This is a genomic window from Lederbergia sp. NSJ-179 (assembly GCF_022867885.1).
GTDB lineage: Bacteria > Bacillota > Bacilli > Bacillales > Bacillaceae_C > Lederbergia.
Genome location: NZ_JALIFP010000012.1, coordinates 62,943 through 88,485, shown reverse-complemented (window position 1 = coordinate 88,485; position 25,543 = coordinate 62,943). Strand labels below are relative to the sequence as shown.

Genomic DNA, 25,543 nt, shown 5'->3' with positions numbered 1-25,543 from the left:
ACGAATATCACAATGGCAAGGAAAGGAAGGTAGAAGATATGACAGAAGAAAAGATTTATTGGTCACCATTTGAATATCAATCTACAAAATTATTTGTAGCTGCTTCGGATAAGGGGTTATGCTATGTCGCATTACCAAACGAGTCGTTTGAAACAATGGAGCAATGGATTTTCCGCCATTTTTCATCACCTGTCTTGGTGAGAAGTGATCAAGGTCTTCAGTTCTATACCAATCAATTACATCAGTATTTCCAGAAACAATTAACCGTTTTTTCAATGCCTTTAGATTTACGGGGGACCCCCTTTCAAGTCTCTGTTTGGAATGAATTGAGACAGATTCCCTACGGTGAAACTCGCAGTTATTTTGATATCGCGATTGCGCTCGACAACCCGAAAGCGACACGTGCTGTAGGTACAGCTAATGGGAAAAATCCCATTCCTATTATTATTCCGTGCCACCGGGTGATCGGCAAAAATGGCACTCTAACCGGTTTTAGGGGCGGATTACGATTCAAGGAAACCCTTTTACAACTTGAAGGGATGGAACAATATGATGCTTCAGGACATGTCCGATTTAACTTTTAACTTATTCATTTCTACCGTTTAAAGACCCAAGGCAGAAGTTTCCCTCCCTAAAGCATGTGTTAGGTGCCCGTTAATGAGTTTAATGTTTTCAATCATAATCTAAGTGATTTGGGATGCTAGGGAGGAGTATGATGGAGATTTCCGGAGAAAAAATATGGCTATCAAGGGTATCAATCAATGATTTAGACTTTATTTGCAGGATAGAATGTGATGAAAATTTATGGTACTTTGAAGAATATGTAGAATCAGATGAAAATGTTGTACGTGAAGAATACATACAAAGAATGGAAGAAAAAGAAAAACCAACAAGTTACGATTTTATCGTAACGGCAGCCGTGGATAAGAAGAAAACCCCGATTGGATTAGCACAAGTATGGAATGATAGTGAATACAGAAAGAGCTGGGAAATTGGTTTTGCCATACTTCCCGAATATGAGGGAAAGGGTTACGGAAGTGAAGCGGCTAAACTTTTATTACAATTTGCTTTTGAAAAGTTAGCGGCACATAAAGTAATTGGGATGTGCAATTCCAATAATACACGCTCCGCAGCTTTGATGGAACATCTTGGTATGAGAAGGGAAGCTATTTTTAAGGAAGAACTTTTTTGGCAAAATAAATGGGTGGATTAATACTATTTTTCTATTCTGGAAAAAGAGTATTTTTAAGGATACACCGCTTGCAATGGTCCAAAATGACTGTTTAATAGTAACAGGTACAAGCCTGATAAATGCTTTTGACCGATTAGAGGTTGCTGAATATAGTGCCAAAGCATTTATTTCTACAATCGGGTTTGGAAATATATACAAAATAGGAGATAAGGAAATAAATGAGTTGGAGAATGCCTTCAATATATAATCAAATCATACGAGAATGATGTTGAAAATGGAGGGCATTCTCCGTTTTTATATATATAAAATAAATATTATTGCTTTTTCAATATATTATTATGTCAAAATTCACCTTCATTAACAGGTAAGAGCGGTAAAGTTAGATACAGGTGTTTTAAAAAGGAAAAAAGCGCCCGGGCCTCATTTTAAACATCGATGGGAAGACGAATCTCCACCCATTCCCGAACACTATTAATCAACCATATTCGTGTACAATCATCCAAGTTATCAACCGTCACCTTACGTTCGCGAATTTTCCCTTCTTTTAATAGCTTCTGTCGATAAGTGCCCGGTAATAGGCCACATTCAATTGGTGGTGTTACAAGCTCGCCTCCCAGTTCGACAACAACATTTCCAAGGGTAAACTCGGTCAATTCCCAATTGGTATTCCAGAGTAAAACATCAAATGCGTTCGGGTGCTGTTCCTGAAACCGTTGATAAACGGTCCGATTGGTCGTTTTATGGTAAAGAAAAATATTATCTGGATGGATAGGCTCCTTTGCCAATACTGCTTGAAGCGGTAAACCTTTCCCAATCTGAAAGGGTGTAATTTTAATAGAAAACATTCCATTTTTCATGACAAGTAGCCGTACGCGAAAGTTTCCAACAGAATGTTTTTTGGCGATCGTGGATAACTGGTTGTGAATCTCCTTTTCATTCAAATGAAAACTAAAAAATGCGGCAGAGTTTCTCAGACGCTCGAAATGGTTTTCGTAAACAGTATAGTTCCCGTTCACCAACCTCATTGTTTCTAATAACTCAAATGAGGTTGGTAGTTCCTTCAATAATTTGGTTTTCGTCAGCACCTCATTGTATTCATCATCGGCCTTTGAATCCCAAGTAACACCACCGCCAACTCCATATACAGCATCTCCGGTTTTATTGTCAATAATAACGGTACGGATCGGCACATTAAATACCGCTTCCTTATTCGGTGTCACGTATCCGATTGTCCCACAGTAAACGTTACGTGGCATGGTTTCCAGTTCGTTGATGATCTTCATCGTATTCACTTTCGGTGCACCTGTAATCGAGCCACATGGGAATAACGCTTTGAAAATGTCGACTAAGCTTTTATCAACAACCTCCGCCGTAACAGTCGATGTCATTTGATAGACAGTAGGATATTGCTCGATTGTAAATAATTGTGGAACCTCTACCGTCCCCGTTTTGGCAATCGTCCCTAAATCATTACGCAATAAATCAACAATCATCACGTTTTCCGCCCGATTTTTTTCCGAATGATATAACCAGTCCGCAAGTTGGATATCTTCCTCAGCCGTTTTCCCTCTTTTCACTGTTCCTTTCATTGGTCTTGTCGTTATTTTGCCATCGTTTAGTTGAAAAAATAACTCAGGGGAGGCAGATAGAATCGAATGATCCCCGGTATTTAGATAAGCGGCATACCCTGCCGATTGGGCTTGGGCTAACTGCTTATAAAATACCTCGGCATTGCCTGTGAAATGCGCATCAAAACGAATCGTATAGTTTACTTGGTAGGTATCCCCGTTTTCAATATAATCTTTAATTTTTCCGATGTTTGCTTTGTACTCTTCAACGGATACAGATGGCTTCCATTCGGAAACGTGGAATGCCCCTATTCCTTTTAATGGTTCATTTACCGGCTCGTCAAATACGCCAAACCACAGGAGCGGCATATTCCCATGATAATTTACCTTAAAGGCACGATCAAAAGCTGGTGCGGCTTCGTAGGTCAAGAAGCCAGCCGCATAATATCCTTCTTCAATGGCTGTTTCAACCTTTTCCAAGCACGGTAAAACCTCATCAACCGTTTTTGCGATTATAATCTTCTTTGGGTTCTTAAATGTCAAGGGATTTTTCTTACCAAGATAATCGATATACTCAAATAATAGCTTTATTTCATGCATACGATTTCCCGTCCTTTCGAAGGAAGAAGTTGCTTAAAAGTTGCATGCCGTTCTCTGTCAAGATGGCTTCTGGATGTGCTTGAATTCCTTCAATCGGGTAAATTTTATGGCGGATAGCCATAATCTCCCCCGTATCGGTTGCAGCACTAATCTCCAAGCAGTCAGGCAATGTAGCGGTATCAACAAGCAGTGAATGGTAACGTGTAACGCGAAGCGGATTATCCAACGAATAAAACATTCCCTTGCCATCATGTTGTATGAGTGACACTTTTCCGTGCATCGGGACACTTGCTTTCACAATCGATGCACCAAAGGCTTGGGCAATCGTTTGATGTCCTAAACAGACACCTAAAATAGGAACTTGCTTATATAGCTTTTTGACTACTTGCAAACTAATACCAGCTTCATCAGGATTCCCGGGACCAGGGGAAATTAGGATGAAAGAAGGATTAATTTTGATCATTTCTTTAATAGTTATGGTGTCGTTTCGCACCACGACTACCTTTTGATCCAACTGTTTTATGTATTGAACTAAATTAAATGTAAAAGAATCATAGTTATCGATTACGACAATCATGTCTTGTTACCTACTCTCGTTGATGATCTACAAGAATTATAGCAAATATGGGAACGAGTGCGGGAAGATTATGCAGAATCGTTGCAAAAAAACCTAAAGATTGGAGCTAAAATTTTACTAGACCACATTAATGTGTCGTGTATAAATGGATCAATATTAAGTTGATTTTCGTATCATCAGTGAATAACATCAAATAGGAAAACCAATGGCTGAGTAATAGGAATACCAAATGATTGGAGTGAAAATGAACGTTATTTTTTTAGGTGAATAGACTAGTGGTAAAAATGAAGAGGTGTCACCATGGATTCAAATCCTTACTATTACGGATTAGAAATAAAGTGTGAAGAGGTTCTCCATACATTCCCACCTCAGCAGCAGGCAAAACAACCGGGATTGGAATATTTAATGATTCCTCGACCTATTTATGACAACCCCAACTATATTGGAACCGGAAAAATGAATAATCAGGTTGCGATCATAAGCGGAGGTGACAGTGGAATTGGCAGAGCTGTGGCTGTAGCGTTTGCGAAAGAAGGAGCAGATTTAGTGCTTGCCTATTTTGATGAGCATACAGATGCTAAAGAAACGAAGCAGGCCATTGAGCAATTAGGGCGGAGATGCCTTCTAATTCCAGGGGATTTGCGCAGCAAAGACCATTGTAAGTACGTGATCTCTTGTACCCTTAAAACATTCGGCAGAATAGATGTCCTCGTTAATAATTTAGCCGTTCAATTTATTCAAAATCGTTTTTTGGATATTAGCGATGAACAGTGGCATACAACGTTTGACACAAATTTGCATCCTTTTTTTTACATGACAAAGGCGGCGCTTCCCCATATGACGGCGGGAAGCAGTATCGTTAATACAGCTTCGATTAATGCTTATATTGGCCGAAAGGATTTGATCGATTATACGACTACAAAAGGGGCGATCGTCAGTTTTACGCGGGCCCTTGCCAATAATCTAGTTGAACAGGGGATTCGGGTCAACGCTGTTGCTCCAGGTCCAATTTGGACGCCACTTATTCCTGCCACTTTTTCACCTGATATGGTCCAAAACGTTTGGAAGTGAGGTACCAATGAAACGGGCAGGTCAGCCATATGAACTGGCCCCTGTCTATGTGTTGCTTGCTTCAAGCGATGGTTCTTATATAACGGGTCAGACCATTCATATTAACGGTGGAGGTTTTGTCGCTTCATAATTGTCATGGGTATAAAGAAGTTAATGCGATCAGGCAATTCGTTATCGGATGATAGTCTGTTTTGGGAGGTGGGCTTTTTATATTGCTGTAGCGATGATTGGTTTTATTCAGCAATTGATACCAGCCCCCTCTTTGTTGATCAACAAAATAGGTCCAACTATAAGCAAAAAAGTGATGATAAACATACAGATTGCTATCATCATAGACGGAAAACAGGGCCGATGCTCCTATTGCTTCGGCCATGACCCAGTAATATTTGTCAGAGTCAATAATACACCCATTGGGGGCCATGCTATAGTAAATTCCTCCATTGATACGATCTACTCCTAAGTGAAGAGCAGACTGAAACAATGATTTTGCCATCGGTACCCGCCAATGACTAGGTTCCAATCGTTCCATAAGCAGTAACAGCTTACTCCATTCAATCGAATGATCAAAAATAAAACCATAGGGACGAATCTCATCTTTGGTATTCCCATAATTGTAGGTCCAATCAATGGTCCAGTCTTCGTGATAATGCTCCCAAATGAGAGATCCGGATTGGGGAATAAGCCGAAACATCACCGACTCAGCAATGCGTTTCGCTCGCTCAAGATAACGCTTGTTTCCGGTTGCCTCAAAAGCCGTCATCATTGCTTCGCATAGATGCAAACAATAAAAAGAAACGTTTGTACATGGCCAAATCTCTTTATTCTACAGGATTTCACGAAGTTAGGCGATGACAAGAGCCGTTACGTAATTGACAAGAGGAATAGAAAGATTTATATTCGTAGTGAGTTCTCAGTCTAAGAGAATTCACTGAGAAGGTAGAGCTGGAACGCAGCACTATCGGAAGAATCATGGGAAAAATCAATCACTAGGAGTGATCATGATGGCGAAAAGCAAAGCCAAAAAAATGAGAGAAAAAATGGTCCGAGAAGGATATAGGAACCCCGCCAAAAATAGGGGGATTTATGCCTTGGCTGACTTAAGGACAAGGCGAAGCAAGTCTAAACGCGAAAAGCAATATCAAGACAAATATGGAGAGCTGTCATCCGCAGATAAAATGGATGATCGCTCTTTTTATTTTGTCTAAGTTTAGGAAGCAATCACAACCAAGTTAGAGTCCCCCTAACCCCAATAACAAGAAAAGCAATATACGACTCTATATCAATTTATCGATGATATGATAGTGAGGATCATAATTTCATTTACACTCCCACGTAAAATATAGTATCTTTATAAGACCAATTTAAGGAGTTTAAACCTATTTTGGTCTTTAAGAAGCATTTTATAAGCCCAATTTCAGAGGTTTTGCCCTATTTTGGTCTTTAAGAAGCTTTCTATAAGCCCAATTTCAGAGGTTTTGCCCTATTTTGGTCTTTAAGAAGCATTTTATAAGCCCAATTTCAGAGGTTTTGCCCTATTTTGGTCTCTAAGAAGCATTTTATAAGCCCAATTTCAGAGGTTTTGCCCTATTTTGGTCTTTAAGAAGCATTTTATAAGCCCAATTTCAGAGGTTTTGCCCTATTTTGGTCTTTAAGAACCTTTTTAAAAGACCAATTTCAGAGATTTTGCCCTATTTTGGTCTTTAAGAAGCATTTTATAAGCCCAATTTCAGAGGTTTTGCCCTATTTTGGTCTTTAAGAACCTTTTTAAAAGACCAATTTCAGAGATTTCGCCCTATTTTGGTCTCTAAGAACCTTTCTAAAAGCCCGATTTCAGAGTTTTTGCCCAATTTCAGAGGTTTAGACCAAAAGTTTTATTTAAAAGACGGAGATAAAAGGGGATATTTATTATGAAACAACTTTGGTATGGCGGAACCATTTATACAATGGAGCAAGAAAATGAAACGGTTGAAGCCGTGCTTGTTGAGAATGGCAAAATTCTCACAACTGGCTCTTATCAAGAGCTTTGTGGACAAGCAGACGAACACATTGATTTGCAGGATGCTGTTATGTATCCCGGTTTTGTGGATAGCCATCTTCATATGATTTTTCAGGGAGAAAAGCTCATTCGGCTAGATTTATCAAAAGCCCGTTCATCCGAAGAGTTGTTGGACATGGTAAAAGAAGCATCCAAGACAACATCTGAGGGTACATGGTTGTTTGGAGAAGGATGGAATGAAAATCATTTTGCAGACAAGCGGATTCCGACATTGGATGAGCTTGATCAGATTCGCGAAGAACCGATTCTGCTTACAAGAGTTTGTCACCATGTTGTATTAGCTAATTCTGCTGCACTGGCGGCGGGAGGAATTTCCGAGGATAGCGAACCGCCAGCAGGTGGTGCCATTGGCCGTAATAGTCAGAGGAAATTAAATGGCCTATTATATGACCAAGCCATCAATGCTGTGACAGAAGCAATACCGAAAGAAGGAGAAGCGTATATTGAGAGATTAGTAGAAACACTGGATCTTGCCATTGAGCAAATGCTATCTTATGGTTTGACAGGCGGGCATACAGAAGACATGCATTATTTTGGTGATTTTCGAAATCCATTGACAGCGTTTCATCATGTCGTGGGGAAAAAACATCAATTCCGCGTCCACCTGTTGCGTCATAACGTAGTTTTTGAAGAAATGATGAAAGCGAATCCCACATTTGATGAACCTTTTATTGAAGCAGGAGCGATGAAAATTTTTGCGGATGGTGCATTAGGTGGTTCCACTGCGGCATTATCAGAACCTTATGCAGATCAGCGGAACAATAGAGGCTTGCTCATTCATTCGGATGAGGAATTAGAGGAGTTGGTCAAACTAGCTCGTACGTATGGGGAAGCTGTTGCGGTCCATATGATTGGGGATGCGGCTATTGAACAAGTCCTCCATATTGTTGAAAAATATCCAGCTCCAAAAGGAAAACGAGACCGTTTCATTCACTGCTGTGTGTTACGTGACGATTTAGTGGAAAGAATGGCGAACTTACCAATTGTTGTAGATGTTCAACCCGCATTCGTTTCATCTGATTTTCCATGGGTGGCAGATCGTCTAGGAGAAGATCGTCTTAATTTGGCCTATCCTTGGAGAACACTAAAGGATCATGGTATTATATGCGCGGCTGGTACAGATGCGCCAATAGAGGAGATAAACCCGCTAGTCTCTATATATGCTGCAGTAGAACGAAAAAAACCATTTGCAGCGCATGGAGGCTATATACCCGAACAGAAATTGTCTCGCTTTGAAGCGATTCAAATGTATACAATTGGCAGTGCACAAGCTATTTGTAAAGAGCATGAGCGTGGATTAATCAAACCAGGTTATGTAGCCGACTTTTCGATATTTGACAGAGATTTATTTGCAGGAACCTCTGAAGATATGCTTGCTGCTCAAGCAGTGAAAACTGTTGTGGCAGGACGTACAGTATTTGACAGCCGTGCCGGTATGATTAAAAATCTGCTATAAATCTATTGGCATAATACAGAAGTTATTTGTCAATGGCTTTAAAGAATTTGTTATAATTATTTTCAGGCACAGTAAAATAGGAGTGAAAAATGATTGAAAATAAGCGTTATGGCTCTCATTGTCTATTAGGGGACGAATGCCAAAGTCAGTGATTGGGGAAGAACACCTACTAGTGGAAGATGGAGTAATATCTGTCTTACAGTGGTTGATACAAATTGACAAAGTCAATCGAGGTCCGGATCATAAGATGAAATATGTTTATGTGAAGCAGGAACTAGAAGTAATCGCGAAGTAAAGCTTGGCGGTGAATCGGTTCATTCTCCCCAAAAGCCTGAGGCTACCTTTGTAGTAAAAACAAAACGGAACCCTTTCTCCAATGATGAATATCATCTTGGAGGAATGACAATTGAGCAGACAAAGTGAAAACACTGGATTTTCAATGTGAACACTGCGGTTCCCAAGTAGCACCTTTGACGAATGGTAGCTTCCGAAATCATTGCCCGTATTGTTTGTATTCAAAGCATCTAGACAATACTCTAGGTGATCGAACAAGTCACTGTGGTGGGCTGATGAAGCCGATTGGGATCGATTATTCTGGTAAAAAAGGCTACCAAATTATTCAACGTTGTAAAAAATGTGGAAAAATCAGTCGAAATAAAATGGCCGTCGACACGGTGCAGGAAGATTGCTTGATTGAATTTATGCAATCCCTAATCTAAATGGTCAAGTTATTACTGTGCTCTATTATATTGAAGGCGCATAAGGATTCTTTTTTAACCTTATGTGTCCTTTTATTTTAAGAGTAGAGAATGGAAAGAGTTACCTTACTGTTCCTCGCTTAAATTAAAGGGATTTCCCTGTTTAACTGAATTCGAATTAGACCTGAATCAAATATTTATCCCGAATTAACAAACTAGGGCCTGTCTCCCGTTACGTTAAATTTAAATGATTAACGTGGCGGGGGACAGGCCCCGACAATTGTTAATAGATCGTTTTAATGAAGATCAGAGCCTATTTTATACTATCATTCTATACGCCAATTGATTTCTTGCTGTCCTGTCTTTTTTAAAATTTCATTTGTTTTTGAAAAGGGCTTGCTCCCGAAAAAGCCACGGTAAGCAGATAATGGGCTCGGATGGGGGGACTTAATAATAAAATGCTTGGATGTATCAATAAGCGCCTGCTTGCTTTGGGCGGCACTTCCCCACAATATATAGACAACCGGTGTCTCTTTTTCATTCAATACTTCAATGACACGGTCCGTAAATATTTCCCAACCTTTTCCCCGGTGAGAGTGTGCTTGTCCTTGGCGCACGGTTAAAACTGTGTTTAATAATAGCACCCCTTGCTTTGCCCAGCTTACTAAATAGCCATGGTCGGGTGGTGGGTAACCGAGGTCATTTTCCAATTCGATAAAAATATTTTTCAAAGATGGGGGCTGTTTGACCTCAGGCTGCACAGAAAAACTAAGGCCGTGGGCCTGATTTGGTCCATGATAGGGATCCTGTCCCAATATCACCACTTTTACCTGTTCAAAAGAAGTATAATGCAGTGCATTGAAAATATCATTCATATGAGGATAAATGATATGGGTAGCATACTCCCGTTTGAGAAACTTCCTTAAATGGAGATAGTAGGATTTATTAAATTCCTCTCCGATTCTTGTTGCCCAATCATTTTTTAAAATTTGTTTACTCATAATACCCTTCCTAACAAGCTATTTGTCTTCTAATCTGACTGAATAAGCAAAGCATATCATAAGGAGGGGCTTGATTAAAGGGGACAGTCCTCATTGCCCAAAATTTGTCCGTTTATTGACAAATAGGCATTTTATTGTGATTCGATTCATAACCTGTTATTCTATAATAGTTCACCGATAGAACTATTCACTAGATGAACTTATATCTCGGGAGGTGGTGTGGAATATGGAGCTAAAAGAATTGGTTGATCGTTACCAAGCGGCCATGAATTCTGTTTATCGTGGCGTCAATCAGATATTAAAAGAGAAGATCGATCCAGAAATTACAACCGATCAATTCTCCACATTACAATATATTCGCAACAATGGACGATGTACGAGTACAGAAATTGCCCAAAAATTCGGTATTGGAAAGAGTGCTGTCACCGCGCAGATCAATAAACTTTATGATAAGGGATTCATTGAGCGAAAACGGGATGAGAAGGATCGGAGAATTGTCTATTTAAACTTGACGCAGACAGGCAAGGAACTTGTCGAATTATCGGAAACCAAATTGTACCCAGAGATTTACAAACAACTAGCGCATTTCAATATAGAAGATATTCAGAAATTTATTGGTTTATTGGAAGAATTAGCAAAACTAATGGAGGAAAGAGTAGAAGGGAGATATTCATGAAACATATTATCCGTTTCAGATGGTGGATTGCAGTGGCCTGGATCGCAGTGGCCGTGGGCCTATTCTTCTTGGCACCTAATTTACAAGATCTCGTCCGGGAGAAGGGGCAAATCGCTGCACCAGAAGATTCACAATCACAAGAAGCCCAACAGTTATTGAATCAAATGTCTAAGGATAATAATGGCAGCCAAACAAGCGCCGTGGTCGTCTTTCATGATGATGCTGGTTTTGATGATGCTGGAAAAGAGGAAGTGAAAAAGGCAATCGATCTCCTTGAAGATCAAAAAGAGAGCTTAGGAATTTCTGATATATTGGCTTTTTCGGATGACCCGGCAATCGAAGAGCAAACCGTTTCCGAGGATGGGAAAACCATACTTGTCCCTTTTTCGCTTTCTTTAGAAAATCAGGAAATCGATGAATCAAGAGAGAAAATGAATGAGGCACTTTCAGATGTACAAATTGACCATTATTTAACTGGGGAAGAATATATTAACCAAGATATTATTGTAAATTCTGAAGAGGGCTTGAAGAAGACGGAACTTATTACAGTCGGGTTAATTTTAATTATTTTATTTGCTGTTTTTCGGTCGGTGATTGCACCGTTCATCCCTTTGATAACAGTGGGAATTAGTTATTTGGCTGCCCAAGGTGTCGTTGCTATCCTTGCCGATAAAGTGAACTTTCCGTTATCGACATTTACGCAGATGTTTATGGTCGCCGTTATGTTTGGGATTGGAACAGATTATTGTATTCTATTAATCAGCCGATTTAAGGAAGAGATTGCTAGACATGATTCATTAGAAGATGCCGTCATCACGACCTATAAATCAGGTGGAAAGACAATCTTCTTTGCTGGTTTAGCTGTGTTGATAGGCTTCTCGACGATTGGATTATCTACCTTCTCCCTTTATCAATCAGCCGTGGCTGTTGCAGTGGGAGTGGCTACCGTACTGATTGCGATCGCTACACTTGTGCCGTTTTTCCTTGTCGTATTGGGGAAAAAGCTTTTTTGGCCCTTTCATAAAAATGTAGAACATAAAGAAAGTAAGATTTGGGGTACGGCTGGCGCTTTTGCATGGGGGAGACCGGTCATCGCTTTACTTATCATTCTTGTGATTACGGTCCCGGCTTTACTTGTATATGACGGTGACAAATCTTATAACTCTTTGGAGGAAATTGGGGATAACTATGCATCCGTAAAAGGGTTTAATATGATTGCTGATAGTTTTGGACCAGGACAAACGATGCCGACAACGGTTGTCATCCAATCGAATAAATCGATTGAACAGCCAGTAGATTATCAAGACATTGAAACCATTTCTCAAGAATTGGCTAAGATGGATGGAGTAAAAGAAGTTCGCAGCGCAACAAGACCTGCTGGAGAAGTTATCTCAGACTTTTTAGTGGATAATATGACCGGCCAGCTTGCGGATGGAATTGGCAAAAGTTCAGATGGTATTGGTGAAGTGGAGAATGGGCTACGTGAAGCCGCATCTGAGATGGAGAAGGCAACCCCTCAATTGAATGAAGCAAAATCTGGTGTCGATCAACTTATGGAAGGAACGAACAAATCAAAAAACGGCATCGGGGATATAAGTAAGGCGTTAACCGAGATTCAAAAAGGAATTCAATCGGGTTCTTCTGGGGCAAATGAAATAAAGAAAAATCTACAAACCATTAAAGATAATTTAGACCAATCCATCAACGGGAACCAAGAATTACTAAAGGGTTATAAAGCGATCGCAGAAGGGTTAAAGGGCTTTGGTGGCGGTGAATCCATTAATGGGGAAGATATAAAGAAATTATCTGGAGCGTTACAAGGCGCAAAAGGAAATATGGAAGTTGTCCATCAAAAGGCATTGGAGTCGAATCCTGAACTAGAACAAGATCCTGACTATATGACCGCCTACCAAACAGCGATTGGACAAATAGATGGAGCGTTACAGGGTATTGAACAAATTCAAGCCGCCTTAGGCAAACTTGGCGGTGCTCAGGCGCAACTCCAGGAACAAGTCCTCGGTCCATTGAATGAGCTGAATAAGGGCCTTAGCCAAACGATTGAAGGACAAAAACAGTTATCCGCTGGAATCGGGAAGCTTATTGATGGTATAAATGAATTGCAATCTGGTTTAAATCAGGCAGCAAATGGTCAAGGGCAGGTTGTGAATAACCTTCCTAATCTTCAAAATGGATTGGCCGAAATTTACGGTGGACAAAGAGAGCTGAAAACAGCTTTTTCCGACATGCAAGATCTGCTTGGTGAATTATCGAGTGGATTAACAGAAGGGGCAGACGGCCTCGGTCAAGTGAAGGATGGATTAACGGAAATTCAATCTTATCTCGGAGATTTTAATATGGATGAGAATAATCCTGTTGTCATGATTCCACAAGAAGCACTTGATAATGAGGCATTCATCGAAGGAACAAAGCCTTACCTTTCAGATGATAAAACGATTGCCAAATTTGATGTTGTGTTGGATGACAACCCTTATTCAACAAAGGCGATTAAAATGGTGGATCAAATCAAAGATAAAGCCAATGAGGCCAAAAGAGGAACGATATTTGAAGATAGTGAACCATTATTAGCAGGTATCAGTAGTACGAACAATGACTTGCAAAATGTTTCAGATGAAGATTACTCCAGAACGGTTTTCCTTATGATTGCTGGAATCTTTATCATGTTAATTATTATGCTCAGGTCCCTCATTATGCCGCTCTACCTCATAGGTTCATTGATCTTAACTTATTTTACGTCCATGGCCTTTACGGAAATCATCTTCGTGAATATTTTGGGATATGACGGATTGACATGGGCGATTCCATTTTTCTCCTTCGTCATGTTGATGGCCCTTGGAATTGATTACAGTATCTTCTTGATGGACCGATTTAATGAATATCGGAATGGTAGTATCAAAGAAGCCCTTCTTACGGCTATGAAAAATATGGGAACGGTCATCATCTCGGCTGCCGTCATTTTGGGAGGAACATTTGGGGCTATGCTACCGTCTGGCGTCCTATCCATCTTGCAAATTGCTACCGTCGTTCTGATCGGGTTGTTCATGTATGCTTTTGTCATGTTACCTATATTCATTCCGATCATGGTTCGCCTATTCGGCAATGCCAATTGGTGGCCATTTCAAAAGAAATATGATTAACAAAATGCTACAATAGAAGACAATCAAAGAAAAACAACGCTTGGGTTCAAAGGATTCAAGCGTTGTTTGAATGAAAATTCAGTTTTTCCAAGGGTAACGATGGCAGACGTTTTTCAGATTAGAAGTTTAAGCTCAAGATGAATGGTAACGAAGCTATTTATATTTGCAGGAGAAAATAGGGTGAGAAACCTAAGTTAATTTTTTGACGTGATGAACTTTAATTCATCGATTTCATTTTCTTGTTCTATGGATCTTAATGCCAATGATTTTAGAATTAAATTTTGTTTATCTTGGCCTTTAACCAATTTAGCAAGCATCACATCATGTTTTTGCTGAGTTTCTTTTAGATAAGAAGCGTCACTTTTTAAAACGGCAACATCCTCTTTTAAAACGGCAACATCACTTTTTAAAACGGCAACGTCATCTTTTAATATGTTAACATCATTTTTTAATATGGAAAAGAAGAATACCTATTTACATCTATCCTTATTTACAATTGTATGCCGTCATACAACCAACCATTACGAATTACTAAATTTGTCTTTTAAAGTAGAAAATGGTTCCATTGACTCCTGATAATTCCCATCCTTCTTTCCCAAAGAAATTTAACTTTTCAGTCATTGCAGTTTTGAAATCATTATCTGCTTTTAATTGAACCTGAATATCTACCACTTTGTATTCAAATTGCTTCACTTAAAAACCCCCTATTGTTTACAGATGATCAATTATAGCTTGAAACGATCATTCTTAATATGAGGTAAACTAAAAATGATTGCATCATTAAAAGTGAGCTTGAGTTTATTATATCAGGGAGCTCACGCAAAGACGGGTGGGCGCTTAGAGTGTTTTATGGTGAACATGATCCTCTATAGAACTAAAAGCTAACACCTCCCGTTAATACCTTAATGAACCTTTTCTCTTGTATTTTACTTTTCAAAACAAGATTAATCTCTCCACAAAACTACAGTGTTGTTGGAAGTGACGGAATACTTTGAATGAAAGTCATGTGCATAGTCTAATAAAGGGCTTGTCCATCTTCTTTTTATCTAACTACTGTAATTTCTATGAGGTACCTTGCTATGGATAGTACTATGTGATAAATTTTAAATTGAAAACTAACTTATCACATTAAGACAAAAAAGCGAAAACCAGCATCTTTTACCTAGAAGGAGGATTTGCAGAGATGGAGAAAAGGGTCTATATTCTCCTTTCAGATACAGGAACCATTTTTACGAGATTGATCAAGTTATATACGAAGAAACCCTATAATCATGCCTCAATCGCTTTTGATCAAAATTTATTGGAAGTTTACAGCTTTGGTAGAATCAATCCCTATAATCCATTTAAGGGTGGATTTGTAAAGGAAGATCTACAGGGGGATTTATTTAAACAAGCAAGATGTTCTATTTACTGTTGTACAGTTACAGATGCTCAAATAGAGAAAATGAATCATTATATTCATCGAATTGAGGCTCAGGCAGAGATCTATCGCTACAATTTAATAGGGTTATTTGCCGTGGCTCTTAATAAGCCCTTTAACAGAAGAAATGCCTTTTTCTGTTCTCAATTTGTTGCCACGGTATTGTTGGAGTCTAATGTCATAAAATTTGATAAGCCTCTATCACTTATAACTCCCCATGATTTACAAGCATCACCCCGGTTCGAATTGATCTTTCAAGGCAAACTATCAGATTTTTATACAGAGGTACATCCAAAAATGATACATGCCATTTAAGGGGAGGGAGTATCGTGGGTGGAACCATTTTTAACTGTATCATGATTCTAATTGGATCATTGATCATCCCCAATTTACTATCGGGCCCCAAGGAATAAAGAAGTTGTGGCGAATGATGGACGGTGGGTGTAACGTAATTATTTTTGAAACCAAAACAGCTTTTCTACGTATATATACACGTAACGAAAGGATGTGTGGGCATTGACGAAATATTCGATGGAAGAGTTTTTGAAGCAAACGGAACAGGAGGATAAGGGAGAAGGTTTGTTTGAATTAGAAACCCCTCGCCTGTTAGAAGTGAATTTAGAAGATCAAGTCTGGGCAAAAGCAGGTTCAATGGTGGCTTATGAAGGGAAAATCAAGTTTGAGCGAGAAGGAATTTTAGAACATGGACTTGGAAAGACGTTCAAAAAGGCGTTGACTGGTGAAGGAACATCCTTAATGAAAGCAACGGGTCGAGGGAAATTGTATCTTGCCGACACAGGGAAGAAAATCATCATTTTACATCTGCAAAATGATAAGATTTTTGTCAATGGGAATGATTTGCTAGCTTTTGAACCAAGTGTCAAGTGGGATATCAAATTAATGAAGCGTGTAGCGGGGATGATGGCTGGCGGCCTATTCAATGTCAGATGTGAGGGAACAGGGATGATTGCGATTACGACTCATTATGAACCACTCACACTAAGGGTAACCCCTGGAAAACCTGTCATTACGGATCCGAATGCCACGGTTGCTTGGTCAGGCAATTTAGAGCCGAAATTTCAAACGGATATTACGTTCAAAACATTTTTAGGACGGGGAAGTGGCGAATCAATCCAAATGAAATTTGAAGGAGACGGATTTGTCGTTGTCCAACCGTATGAAGAGGTGGAGATGAGTTCCAACAGTTAAAGAGATGTTTACGTGGAAGTCATATAGCCAGTAATCTTAAAGCTTCCGGGGGAATTTAAGCCACTCCCTATGTGGTGTTTGCAGACACGAGCGATTTGAACCGTCATCTCAAACAAGTCCTTCGGAAAAAACTTAAAAAAATATAGTTGACTATTATCAAACGATACAATATGATAGAAAAAATAAATGAAAAACGATCATGTTCATATTTTTTGCGATGAAGAAGAGGAGTAAACAGGAAGAACACGTCAGAGAGCTGATGGTCGGTGAGAATCAGTGTGGGACTTTTGTTGAATGGACTTCTGAGTAACCAAACTGAATGATAAGTAGGTTTGGCGGAAAATCTTACCGATAAAAGAGAAAATGTATCGAACACTTTGTTTCTGTACATAAGTGCGTTTTTTAACGAACGAAGGTGGCACCACGGGTCTCTCGTCCTTTACCAGGATGGGGGGCCTTTTTTTATTTTGATTGTAAATTTGCGCTACAAAGGAGGAAATACCATTGAGTATTTTATCAAATTTTGAAGTTCAATCCGAAGAAGAAATATATACAACGAAGTCAGGGATTCAAGTAACCAGGAGTGTAACCCCGCTTCCGCCAAAAACAGCAATGGATAATATTCTAAACCAAATCGATCACCGAAAAGGAGCCCTTTTATCAAGTAGCTATGAATATCCAGGTCGATATACGCGCTGGGATATTGGCTTTATTAATCCAGTGATAGAAATACGTTCTTACGCAAATACATTTACTATTCATGCCTTAAATCAGAGAGGGACCATTCTTTTAGAAGAAATATGTGAGAAGTTAAATACAATCAAGGAAATCACCTTCATTGAGAGTAGCCCAACATTGCTGACAGGTGTTGTGAATAGAAGTGATGAATTATTTATGGAGGAAGAACGGACTCGCCAACCATCTATTTTTACCGTAATAAGAGCAATTCAACATATTTTTGCTTCTGGACAAGACCATTTTCTAGGTCTTTATGGCGCCTTTGGCTATGACTTAGTTTTTCATTTAGAAGCAATGGAGTTACATCATGAAAGAAATGAAGAGAAACCTGATTTGGTCCTCTATATTCCAGACGAATTAACGATTGTGGACCATCAACGAGGTTGTGCCTATTCATTATCGTATGACTTTGACACATCTCACCACTCTACAAAGGGATTACCAAGAGAGGGAGCATTTATTCCCTACAACCATAATGACAACAGTCTAGAAAAGAAACCTTATCAAAAAGGTAAATATGCAAAATTAGTGGAAAAAGCAATCGATTCTTTCCGCAAAGGGGATTTGTTTGAGGTCGTTCCTTCCCATTCATTTTATGAAACATGTTCCAATCGGCCTTCGGAAATCTTTGCTCATTTGCGGTCCATTAATCCAAGTCCATATGGATTCATTGTCAACTTAGGTACAGAATATCTTGTCGGCTGTTCGCCAGAAATGTATGTACGGGTAGAAGGGGATCGAATAGAGACCTGTCCTATATCGGGAACAATAAAACGGGGGAACAATGCGGTGGAGGATGCAGATCGTATCCTTGAATTATTAAATTCTGCAAAAGATGAAGCAGAATTAACGATGTGTACGGATGTTGACCGCAATGACAAATCTAGGATTTGTCTTCCAGGTTCAGTCAAGGTAATAGGTAGACGACAACTTGAGATGTATTCGCACTTAATTCATACAGTTGACCATGTGGAAGGTTATTTGAAGCCAGAGCATGATGCATTAGATGCTTTTATCACACATATGTGGGCGGTTACTGTTACGGGTGCACCAAAACGCAATGCGATTAAATGGATAGAAAAAAATGAAGACTCTCCACGTGGCTGGTATGGAGGGGCAGTCGGATACTTGACGTTTGATGGTAACTTGAATACAGGATTGACGCTAAGGACAATGAATATAAAAGACGGATTGGCTACAATTAGGGTAGGCGCCACGCTTCTTGTTGATTCCATACCTAAAGACGAAGAAGAGGAAACGATTACGAAAGCAGCGGCCTTAATTCAAGCGCTTAAAGGGGCTAGACAGTATTCAGAATCTTCCAGTTCTACAAGTCATGTAGTAGGAAAAGGGAAAAAAGTTCTGATTGTGGACCATGAGGATTCTTTTGTCCACACGCTAGGGAACTATTTTAAACAAACGGGTGCGGAAGTTTTTACGGCTAGAATTGCCTTAGCCAAAAAGATTTTAAAAGAAACAGAGAAATTTGATTTAGTTGTCCTTTCTCCGGGACCAGGAACCCCTAGTGATTTTTCTCTAAAGGACACGATAAACTTGTGTATACAGAATGGAATTCCAATATTTGGGGTTTGCTTAGGCTTACAGGGGATTGTGGAATACTTTGGGGGAACTTTAGACTATCAAACGTACCCTCAACATGGAAAATCATCCATTATATCTGTTACTGCACCAAGTAAACTTTGGAATGGTATTGAGCATCCGTTTGAGGCAAGCCGTTACCACTCTCTCTATGCAAAGAATATACCAGAATGCTTAAAGGTTACAGCTATCTCAGAGGATGGAATCGTTATGGCGTTGGAACATGAGACGTTACCGATTTCGGCCGTACAATTTCACCCCGAGTCGATCCTAACCACTCGTAATAACATTGGCTTGAAAATAATTGAAAACATCATACGGATATCGACAGAGTGATAAGGGGATGCCCATTTTACTAGAAGATGAAGAAGACCAATGAATAGATAAGACTGATGCATTATACCGGATCATGCTTGTGCTTGGAAAAAGAAACAAAATTTCAATCCACACACCTACACAAAGAAAAAAGAACCCTTTTATAGAAAGCGTTATTGAATGTCAAGGATAGAGATGTCCTTGACTTTGTTTGAATAAGCAAAGCATATCTTAAGAGGGATGAAGATGTAAATATTTGTTTTTTGGGGAATATGGAAGAGAGCGATCACTTCATTATAACAGGGCAGGGATAATTATTATGTTGGCTCCTTACTTAATCTATGCTATAATAAGACCAATTACTACACATGTAGTTTCGAGGAAAATACTACATATGTAGTAATAAGTCGATAAAGTAAAAGGATGAAATGATATATGAATCGTCAAATGAAGAGACAAAAGAGAAGATTTATTCCTTATGTAGTGATCGGGTTCATCATTTTAATAGGAGCTGGTGGGTTTGGCTTATTTCAATTTATAAATGGGGATGATCGTCACCAAGTTGAAGAAGTGGCACATAACTTTCTGCAAATTTTAGAGAAGAAAGAGTATGAAAAATTGCATGGTGTACTTGATAAGCAATCATACACTTCGCTTGGTTATACTTTTGACGAAGTGGTAGATAAATATGATCATATTTTTAATGGTATCCCTATTGATAACATACACGCCTCTAAAATAACAGTAGAAAAAATAAATCACGATGAGCAAATGCTCTCTTTTCAATTAAGTCTCACAACTCCTTTAGGAAAATTAGAAAATGTAAACTATCAAACAAAGGTTATTAAAAAGGATGATGACTATTTTGTCGAATGGGATCCTTCTCTTATTTTTCCGGGAATGGAAGGAAAGGATAAAATTGCTTTCCGTACTTCCCCCGCCGAACGCGGTGAGATTCACGATCATTTAGGCAATGGATTGGCAAGCAATGAGGATTTTAAACAGGTAGGAATTGTCCCGAAGGAATTAGCTCAAGGAAAGAAAAAAGAAAATAGACTTCAAAAAATTAGTGAACAATTCAATATTCCCATTGATGAGTTGAATGAAAAATTGCAGCAAAGCTGGGTAAAAGAGGATTTATTTGTTCCCCTTAAAGTAATTGAACCAGACCAAGTAAAAGAATTACCTGGAGTTGCCTATCAAAATGTTACACTTCGCTATTACCCTTTAAAGGAGGCAGCCGCCAATTTAGTCGGTTATATCGGGAAAGTCACAAAGGAGGATCTGGAAAAAAATCCAAATCTACCTCAAGAGGGTATGATTGGGAAAATGGGATTAGAAAGAGCCTATGATAAGGAGCTACGAGGAAAAGATGGTGGAGAACTCATTATTGTAGATGAGAAAGGGGAGCAAAAGCAAGAAATACAAAAGGTAGAAAAAGTTGATGGGGAAAATATCCAGCTAACAATTGATGCTTATATCCAAAAGGAGGCATTTGAACATCTAAAGGGAAAAGCGGGTTCAACGGTTGTTATGAACCCTAAAGACGGGGGTCTTTATGCATTAGTTAGTTCTCCGTCATTTGATCCGAATAAAATGGTTCAAGGTGTATCTCAAGAAGAATATAATCAATATGCGAATGATGAGGATAAGCCATTTATTTCTAGATTTGCAGTTGGTTACGCACCTGGATCGACATTTAAGACGATTACCGCAGGCATCGGTCTTGATGCGAATGTGACACGCCCAGATAAGGTTAGGGAAATAAATGGCTTAAATTGGCAGAAGGATGAAAGTTGGGGAGGTTATTCGGTTACCCGTGTTTCTGATGTAAAAAAGGTGGATATGAGACAAGCCTTCATTTACTCGGATAATATTTATTTTGCACAGGAAGCCTTAGAAATGGGAGAGAAGACGTTTAGAAATGGTTTAAAACCATTTATTTTTGGCGAAGAATTAGATTTACCCATCGCCATGAATCCCGCGCAAATTTCGAATCAAGCTTCATTCGATTCAGACATCTTACTAGCGGATACGGCATATGGACAAGGGGAATTATTAATGACTCCTATTCAGCAGGCGGTGATGTATTCTGTTTTTCAGAACGATGGGGATATCGTTTATCCGCGATTATTAAAAGACCAAAAAGAAAGAAAAACGAAATCAGCATTCACAAGTTCAACAGCAAATGAAATAGAGGAAAGTTTGGTTAATGTGGTTCGTGATCCAAATGGAACGGCCCATTCTTTATACAATCCGCAGCATCATTTAGCTGCTAAGACCGGAACGGCAGAATTAAAAATGAAACAAGGCGAACAGGGGAGTGAAAACAGTTTTTTACTAGCTTTCGATACTGATAATGACGATTTTTTGGTTGTTTCACTTGTGGAAAATTATACACCGGGGAATTCGGCAACCCAGTTAAATCAAACATTTATGGAACAGTTATATTCATATTTCCAAAATTTGGGGAGATGAGGTTAGAAGCGGAGGAACTCTAGTTGACCATCTACCTATTTATTTTATATAATAAATACTACAAATGTAAGAGTAGGGGAGATCGTAATGAGAGAGATTCCACCAATATCGGAAGCAGAATATGAAGTAATGAAAATTGTTTGGAAATATGAGCCAATTTCTACTCCAGAAGTCGTGGAGAAGGTGATGGAAAAAATTGATTGGAAACCGAATACGATTCAAACCATGCTGACACGCCTGGTAAAGAAAAAGGCCTTGCAAACGAGAAAAGATGGCAGAGTGTTTATCTACACATCACTTGTTCCAGAACATGAATATGTGGAGCAAAAAAGTAAATTATTTCTCAAACAATTTTTTGATGGGGCATTAAATTCCATGGTATTAAATTTTATTGAAAATGATCAGTTGTCGAAGGAAGATCTAGCGGAACTAAGAGAAATACTATCGGAGAGGGATACGAAAAAAGGGGGAAAATAATGGATACCTTTATACAGCGATTTTTGCTAAGTACGCTTTTGGTGACTTTGCTTGCTTTAACGATCCTCTTGCTAAAAAAAGTATGTAGCAAGCACATGTCGATTAAAATGCATTATCAAATCTGGTATTTTCTACCCGGGGCCCTAATTATCCCCTTTTTTCCCTGGGACTTTTTCAAACTTGGAGCCATACCAGAATATTTGACAAATTTAGTGGCTCGAAATAAAATCACCTCACTGAACGAAGAAAGAATGGATGGATCAGTACTCTCTCATGCGGAGAACAGTGATTTGTTACGTGATTTCTCCATATCCGTTCACAAGCCGACATCAGATTTCGTGTCCCATACAGGTATGACCATTTGGGTGATTGGAATGCTCATCTTAGTTGGATGGATCATTTATTCACATTACAAAATCCAGCAGATAAAAAAGTCAGCATCGTGTATAAATGATCAAAAAGTTAATGAATTGTTAGATGAGTGTAAAGCGATTGTTGGTGTAAGAAGGGACATCTTTTTGCGGGAGACTTCGCTGATTAGCTCTCCTATTACTCTGGGGATTTTTAAACCGTATATACTTTTACCAATAAAGACAAGAGGGGAATTTTCATTCAATGAATTAAAATATGTCTTTTTACATGAGTTAAACCATCAAAAAAACAAAGATGTGCTTGTGAATGAGATCATGTGGATCTTTCAAATGATCTATTGGTTTAATCCATTTGTCTGGTATGCCTTGAAACGTATGAAAATAGACCGAGAATTGGCTTGTGATGCCTCTGTGCTGGATCTCATAGATGAGCGTGGTTATGTCGAATACGGGTATACAATCATTCATTTTGCAAATGGAAAATATGATCAGAATTATCGGCAGTTTGCCTCAGGGATGGGGGGAACGAAAAAGCAAATAAAACAAAGAATTATGAACATTGCTAAGTACTCCAAGGATTCTCCATTATTAAAATGGAAAAGCAAAGCCATTTGTACTGCTCTAGCAATTTTTGTATTATGCCTTTCTCCCCTCACCTATGTTGCAGCCGGCTCAGATGATGTGTATAAATTTTCTGGGGGAAATATGATATATGAAGATTTAAGTGACTATTTTGCTGGATATACAGGTAGTTTTGTTTTATATGATGCCTCTGAAAAACAATATCAAATTTATAATCGTGAAAAGAGTGAACAAAGAGTTTCTCCTAATAGCACATATAAAATTTATTCTGCCTTATTTGCCTTGGAATCTAATGTGATCTCTACGAATAACAATGAACAGGTTTGGGATGGAAATGTTCATCCTTATAAAGAATGGAATAAAAATCACAATTTAAATACGGCACTGGCAAGTTCAGTGAATTGGTATTTCCAAAACGTTGATCAGGCAGTTGGAAAAAAACAGTTACAATATTACTTTCACAAAATAAAATATGGGAACGAAAATCTTTCGGGTCCGATCGATCAGTACTGGATGGAATCCTCACTAAAAATTTCACCCATTGAACAGGTGGAATTATTACTTGCATTAAAAGAAAATAGATTTGCCTTTAAAGAGGAAAATATTCAAGCCGTTAAGCAAGCACTCTCGATTGAAAAGCATGAGCATGGACAATTATTTGGAAAAACCGGTACGGGTACAATAAATGGCCAAGACGTGAATGGCTGGTTTATTGGTTTCGTGGAAAAAGACGGGCATGATTATTATTTTGCGGTTAATATTCAAAATAACGGAGGAGCGAATGGAACGAAGGCGGCGGAAATTGCGAAACATATCTTACAGGATAAAGACATTTTTCCGCATTAATTGAATGTTTATTACCCTACAAAGGATCTTTCTTCCTTTATGGATATTTTACTCACCTAAAAAACTGCCTTGTAGTTTTTAGGTGAGTATTTCAATATGATGTTGATTATGTGGAATAAAGGATCAGGTTGGATACTCCTGTTATGGGAAATTCACAGGATTTTCATAAATTAGCAGTGTTTTTACATATAGTTTGTGTATGATTGTATCTAAAGACCATTAGTCAATGGAGGGATAGTATGAAAGTTTCAAAGTTAGCTTTGCTGGTAGGAAGTATTATTTGCTCGGTCATTCTTATTTATGGAGCCGCTTTAATTATGAAGGGGATAAAAGGATCCTTTTTATTTGCAAATGGATTATTTGACCTAAGCTATTTCATATTGCTTTTGGTTGTGGCTGTGCCAATTGCCTTGTACATTCTTATTGCAGGTGATAAAAAATATGCTCTGTCAGTCGTTTTCTATACAATTCTTTTTCTGTTTATTTTATATATTCCTATTTATTCCGTCATTGTATCGGCGAAATCAACTATATTCATTGCCGCTGTTTTAGGAATGGTTGTTGTTTTAACGGGCTCATCACATATGGCTGTTTATCATCATAAAAAAAATAATTAGGTCTTATCGTAACCAATAAAATCAAAATTTGAAAGCTAAATACTAATAGAGGTGAAGGAAATAAAAGGGGTTTCGTATATTGTGTTATCTTCATTTACCTGTCTGCTATTTAGTTTTTTTAATACCTTTGCAGGGAAAACACTTTCGGATGATGTTAGCGATCACAGGTCAATACAGATGGCCCGATTTTTTTCCGATCCCAGTCGAATTTATGTTATTGCCAAACGTTTTTCCGATTAACTTTTTTGACTTCTCAGTATTTGCAAGAGCCAATCTCGCCCCGATTTTTATCCTCGCCGACACAAAATTTAGCATAAAAACGAAGCAAACGCCAGATCTATCTGGTTTGTTTGTTAGTAAGAACGACTTCTTTTTTACGGTAGAAGACAGACAGGAATGGCGTTCAATCTTGGATGTGATCGAGCAAGGGGTTAAGTCCCTTATGGGGTTGCTGGAAGAACTTCACAAACTCGCTTTAACGCGGACAAAGAGCCCAAAATCGGTGGAAGTTGGAAAATTGGTTCTATAGCGTTATAAGCACCGTTGTCTTACTGATGCGTACGGAATTCAGGACTTGATCGATAAATAAAGAACGGCGCATGCCAAGTACATGAAAAAGCCTAGTATGAGATTCTCATACTAGGCTTTAAAATTAATGATGGGGCATGTAGGGATCGAACCTACGACCTGATGATTAAGAGTCAACTGCTCTACCAACTGAGCTAATACCCCTTTCGACTATATTATAATAACGCAATATCGTTATAAATGCAATAATTTTTTTGCTTTTACCGTATATTACTAAACATGTTCGGTTCCTTGCTCATGTTAATCCTTTGTA

21 protein-coding genes, 1 tRNA gene, 1 pseudogene and 2 other annotated features are annotated in these 25,543 nt (G+C 38.7%); of the genes and pseudogenes, 17 read left to right on the top strand and 6 right to left on the bottom strand.

Going from position 1 to position 25,543, the window contains the following annotated elements:
• The first annotated feature begins 38 nt into the window (after positions 1-38).
• The 3 genes from MUB24_RS11265 (at position 39) to MUB24_RS11255 (ending at position 1,439) form a co-directional block, all read left to right on the top strand.
• Entirely contained in the window at positions 39-584 is a 546-nt protein-coding gene (locus MUB24_RS11265) for a methylated-DNA--[protein]-cysteine S-methyltransferase (protein ID WP_244704043.1), read from the top strand.
• 131 nt (positions 585-715) lie between these two features.
• Positions 716-1,213 carry a GNAT family N-acetyltransferase gene (locus MUB24_RS11260; protein WP_244704041.1) on the top strand — a complete coding sequence of 166 codons (498 nt, stop codon included), beginning with the start codon at positions 716-718 and terminating at the stop codon, positions 1,211-1,213.
• Between the two features lie 52 nt (positions 1,214-1,265).
• On the top strand, positions 1,266-1,439 hold the full coding sequence (locus MUB24_RS11255; RefSeq protein WP_244704039.1) for a hypothetical protein: 174 nt from the start codon (positions 1,266-1,268) through the stop codon (positions 1,437-1,439).
• A 178-nt stretch (positions 1,440-1,617) separates the two neighbouring features.
• On the opposite strand, the gene pabB is transcribed toward MUB24_RS11255, so the two are convergent.
• Together pabB and MUB24_RS11245 are read right to left on the bottom strand one after the other, a co-directional pair.
• Positions 1,618-3,360 carry an aminodeoxychorismate synthase component I gene (gene pabB / locus MUB24_RS11250; protein ID WP_244704037.1) on the bottom strand — a complete coding sequence of 581 codons (1,743 nt, stop codon included), beginning with the start codon at positions 3,358-3,360 and terminating at the stop codon, positions 1,618-1,620.
• Positions 3,353-3,937: an anthranilate synthase component II gene (locus MUB24_RS11245; protein ID WP_244704036.1), complete on the bottom strand. Its 585-nt coding sequence runs from the start codon at positions 3,935-3,937 to the stop codon at positions 3,353-3,355. Before MUB24_RS11245 ends, pabB begins: the two co-directional genes overlap by 8 nt.
• Positions 3,938-4,237: 300 nt before the next feature.
• Here MUB24_RS11245 and MUB24_RS11240 point away from each other — a divergent pair.
• A pseudogene (locus MUB24_RS11240) lies at positions 4,238-5,138 on the top strand (SDR family oxidoreductase).
• A gap of 3 nt (positions 5,139-5,141) precedes the next feature.
• Here MUB24_RS11240 and MUB24_RS11235 read toward each other — a convergent pair.
• Complete coding sequence (locus MUB24_RS11235) at positions 5,142-5,789, bottom strand: AGE family epimerase/isomerase (RefSeq protein ID WP_280516957.1); 648 nt, start codon at positions 5,787-5,789, stop codon at positions 5,142-5,144.
• 220 nt (positions 5,790-6,009) lie between these two features.
• Between MUB24_RS11235 and MUB24_RS11230 the strand changes: the two genes are divergently transcribed.
• From MUB24_RS11230 to MUB24_RS11220, 3 genes are all read left to right on the top strand, one after another.
• Positions 6,010-6,213, top strand: coding sequence for a hypothetical protein (locus MUB24_RS11230; RefSeq protein ID WP_244704031.1), 204 nt, complete (start codon positions 6,010-6,012; stop codon positions 6,211-6,213).
• A gap of 702 nt (positions 6,214-6,915) precedes the next feature.
• On the top strand, positions 6,916-8,520 hold the full coding sequence (locus tag MUB24_RS11225; RefSeq protein WP_244704030.1) for an amidohydrolase: 1,605 nt from the start codon (positions 6,916-6,918) through the stop codon (positions 8,518-8,520).
• A 152-nt stretch (positions 8,521-8,672) separates the two neighbouring features.
• Positions 8,673-8,848: a sequence feature (16S ribosomal RNA rRNA prediction is too short), on the top strand.
• A 91-nt stretch (positions 8,849-8,939) separates the two neighbouring features.
• Positions 8,940-9,239, top strand: a complete 300-nt coding sequence (locus MUB24_RS11220) for an RNHCP domain-containing protein (RefSeq protein ID WP_244704028.1) — start codon at positions 8,940-8,942, stop codon at positions 9,237-9,239.
• Between the two features lie 305 nt (positions 9,240-9,544).
• Here the strand turns inward: MUB24_RS11220 and MUB24_RS11215 are convergent, their stop codons facing one another.
• Positions 9,545-10,219, bottom strand: coding sequence for a uracil-DNA glycosylase (locus MUB24_RS11215; RefSeq protein WP_244704026.1), 675 nt, complete (start codon positions 10,217-10,219; stop codon positions 9,545-9,547).
• Positions 10,220-10,445: 226 nt separating this feature from the next.
• Between MUB24_RS11215 and MUB24_RS11210 the strand changes: the two genes are divergently transcribed.
• Both MUB24_RS11210 and MUB24_RS11205 read left to right on the top strand, forming a co-directional pair.
• Positions 10,446-10,895, top strand: a complete 450-nt coding sequence (locus tag MUB24_RS11210) for a MarR family winged helix-turn-helix transcriptional regulator (RefSeq protein ID WP_244704024.1) — start codon at positions 10,446-10,448, stop codon at positions 10,893-10,895.
• Positions 10,892-14,050: an MMPL family transporter gene (locus MUB24_RS11205; RefSeq protein ID WP_244704022.1), complete on the top strand. Its 3,159-nt coding sequence runs from the start codon at positions 10,892-10,894 to the stop codon at positions 14,048-14,050. The genes MUB24_RS11210 and MUB24_RS11205 overlap by 4 nt, the downstream gene beginning before the upstream one ends.
• A 531-nt stretch (positions 14,051-14,581) precedes the next feature.
• Here MUB24_RS11205 and MUB24_RS11200 read toward each other — a convergent pair.
• Positions 14,582-14,743 (bottom strand): DUF4177 domain-containing protein, encoded by a 162-nt coding sequence (locus tag MUB24_RS11200; RefSeq protein ID WP_244704020.1) that lies wholly within the window; start codon positions 14,741-14,743, stop codon positions 14,582-14,584.
• A 490-nt stretch (positions 14,744-15,233) separates the two neighbouring features.
• On the opposite strand from MUB24_RS11200, the gene MUB24_RS11195 reads away from it, so the two are divergent.
• From MUB24_RS11195 to MUB24_RS11160, 8 genes are all read left to right on the top strand, one after another.
• Positions 15,234-15,785: a hypothetical protein gene (locus tag MUB24_RS11195; RefSeq protein ID WP_244704017.1), complete on the top strand. Its 552-nt coding sequence runs from the start codon at positions 15,234-15,236 to the stop codon at positions 15,783-15,785.
• A gap of 201 nt (positions 15,786-15,986) precedes the next feature.
• Positions 15,987-16,679 carry an AIM24 family protein gene (locus tag MUB24_RS11190; RefSeq protein WP_244704015.1) on the top strand — a complete coding sequence of 231 codons (693 nt, stop codon included), beginning with the start codon at positions 15,987-15,989 and terminating at the stop codon, positions 16,677-16,679.
• 208 nt (positions 16,680-16,887) lie between these two features.
• Positions 16,888-17,122, top strand: a binding site (T-box leader).
• A 61-nt stretch (positions 17,123-17,183) separates the two neighbouring features.
• Positions 17,184-19,352, top strand: a complete 2,169-nt coding sequence (locus MUB24_RS11185; protein WP_244704013.1) for an anthranilate synthase component I — start codon at positions 17,184-17,186, stop codon at positions 19,350-19,352.
• Between the two features lie 414 nt (positions 19,353-19,766).
• Positions 19,767-21,809 (top strand): penicillin-binding protein PBP4(5), encoded by a 2,043-nt coding sequence (gene pbp4, locus MUB24_RS11180; RefSeq protein WP_244704011.1) that lies wholly within the window; start codon positions 19,767-19,769, stop codon positions 21,807-21,809.
• A gap of 87 nt (positions 21,810-21,896) precedes the next feature.
• Positions 21,897-22,286, top strand: a complete 390-nt coding sequence (locus MUB24_RS11175) for a BlaI/MecI/CopY family transcriptional regulator (RefSeq protein ID WP_244704009.1) — start codon at positions 21,897-21,899, stop codon at positions 22,284-22,286.
• Positions 22,286-24,085, top strand: a complete 1,800-nt coding sequence (locus MUB24_RS11170; RefSeq protein ID WP_244704008.1) for a BlaR1 family beta-lactam sensor/signal transducer — start codon at positions 22,286-22,288, stop codon at positions 24,083-24,085. The genes MUB24_RS11175 and MUB24_RS11170 overlap by 1 nt, the downstream gene beginning before the upstream one ends.
• Before the next feature lie 239 nt (positions 24,086-24,324).
• Positions 24,325-24,702: a hypothetical protein gene (locus MUB24_RS11165; protein WP_244704006.1), complete on the top strand. Its 378-nt coding sequence runs from the start codon at positions 24,325-24,327 to the stop codon at positions 24,700-24,702.
• A gap of 148 nt (positions 24,703-24,850) precedes the next feature.
• Positions 24,851-25,231, top strand: a complete 381-nt coding sequence (locus MUB24_RS11160) for a hypothetical protein (RefSeq protein WP_244704004.1) — start codon at positions 24,851-24,853, stop codon at positions 25,229-25,231.
• Positions 25,232-25,361: 130 nt separating this feature from the next.
• Here MUB24_RS11160 and MUB24_RS11155 read toward each other — a convergent pair.
• Positions 25,362-25,434, bottom strand: a tRNA-Lys gene (locus tag MUB24_RS11155).
• Positions 25,435-25,543 lie beyond the last annotated feature (109 nt).

Excerpts from the sequence above, each read along its gene's own strand:
- MUB24_RS11175 (WP_244704009.1), top strand. The coding sequence starts at position 21,897 with ATGAGAGAGATTCCACCAATATCGGAAGCAGAATATGAAGTAATGAAA.
- MUB24_RS11225 (WP_244704030.1), top strand. The coding sequence starts at position 6,916 with ATGAAACAACTTTGGTATGGCGGAACCATTTATACAATGGAGCAAGAA.
- MUB24_RS11230 (WP_244704031.1), top strand. The coding sequence starts at position 6,010 with ATGGCGAAAAGCAAAGCCAAAAAAATGAGAGAAAAAATGGTCCGAGAA.
- MUB24_RS11255 (WP_244704039.1), top strand. The coding sequence starts at position 1,266 with ATGGTCCAAAATGACTGTTTAATAGTAACAGGTACAAGCCTGATAAAT.
- MUB24_RS11245 (WP_244704036.1), bottom strand. The coding sequence starts at position 3,937 with ATGATTGTCGTAATCGATAACTATGATTCTTTTACATTTAATTTAGTT.
- MUB24_RS11265 (WP_244704043.1), top strand. The coding sequence starts at position 39 with ATGACAGAAGAAAAGATTTATTGGTCACCATTTGAATATCAATCTACA.
- MUB24_RS11260 (WP_244704041.1), top strand. The coding sequence starts at position 716 with ATGGAGATTTCCGGAGAAAAAATATGGCTATCAAGGGTATCAATCAAT.
- MUB24_RS11160 (WP_244704004.1), top strand. The coding sequence starts at position 24,851 with ATGATGTTAGCGATCACAGGTCAATACAGATGGCCCGATTTTTTTCCG.
- MUB24_RS11165 (WP_244704006.1), top strand. The coding sequence starts at position 24,325 with ATGAAAGTTTCAAAGTTAGCTTTGCTGGTAGGAAGTATTATTTGCTCG.
- pbp4 (WP_244704011.1), top strand. The coding sequence starts at position 19,767 with ATGAATCGTCAAATGAAGAGACAAAAGAGAAGATTTATTCCTTATGTA.
- pabB (WP_244704037.1), bottom strand. The coding sequence starts at position 3,360 with ATGCATGAAATAAAGCTATTATTTGAGTATATCGATTATCTTGGTAAG.
- MUB24_RS11210 (WP_244704024.1), top strand. The coding sequence starts at position 10,446 with ATGGAGCTAAAAGAATTGGTTGATCGTTACCAAGCGGCCATGAATTCT.
- MUB24_RS11215 (WP_244704026.1), bottom strand. The coding sequence starts at position 10,219 with ATGAGTAAACAAATTTTAAAAAATGATTGGGCAACAAGAATCGGAGAG.
- MUB24_RS11205 (WP_244704022.1), top strand. The coding sequence starts at position 10,892 with ATGAAACATATTATCCGTTTCAGATGGTGGATTGCAGTGGCCTGGATC.
- MUB24_RS11170 (WP_244704008.1), top strand. The coding sequence starts at position 22,286 with ATGGATACCTTTATACAGCGATTTTTGCTAAGTACGCTTTTGGTGACT.
- MUB24_RS11195 (WP_244704017.1), top strand. The coding sequence starts at position 15,234 with ATGGAGAAAAGGGTCTATATTCTCCTTTCAGATACAGGAACCATTTTT.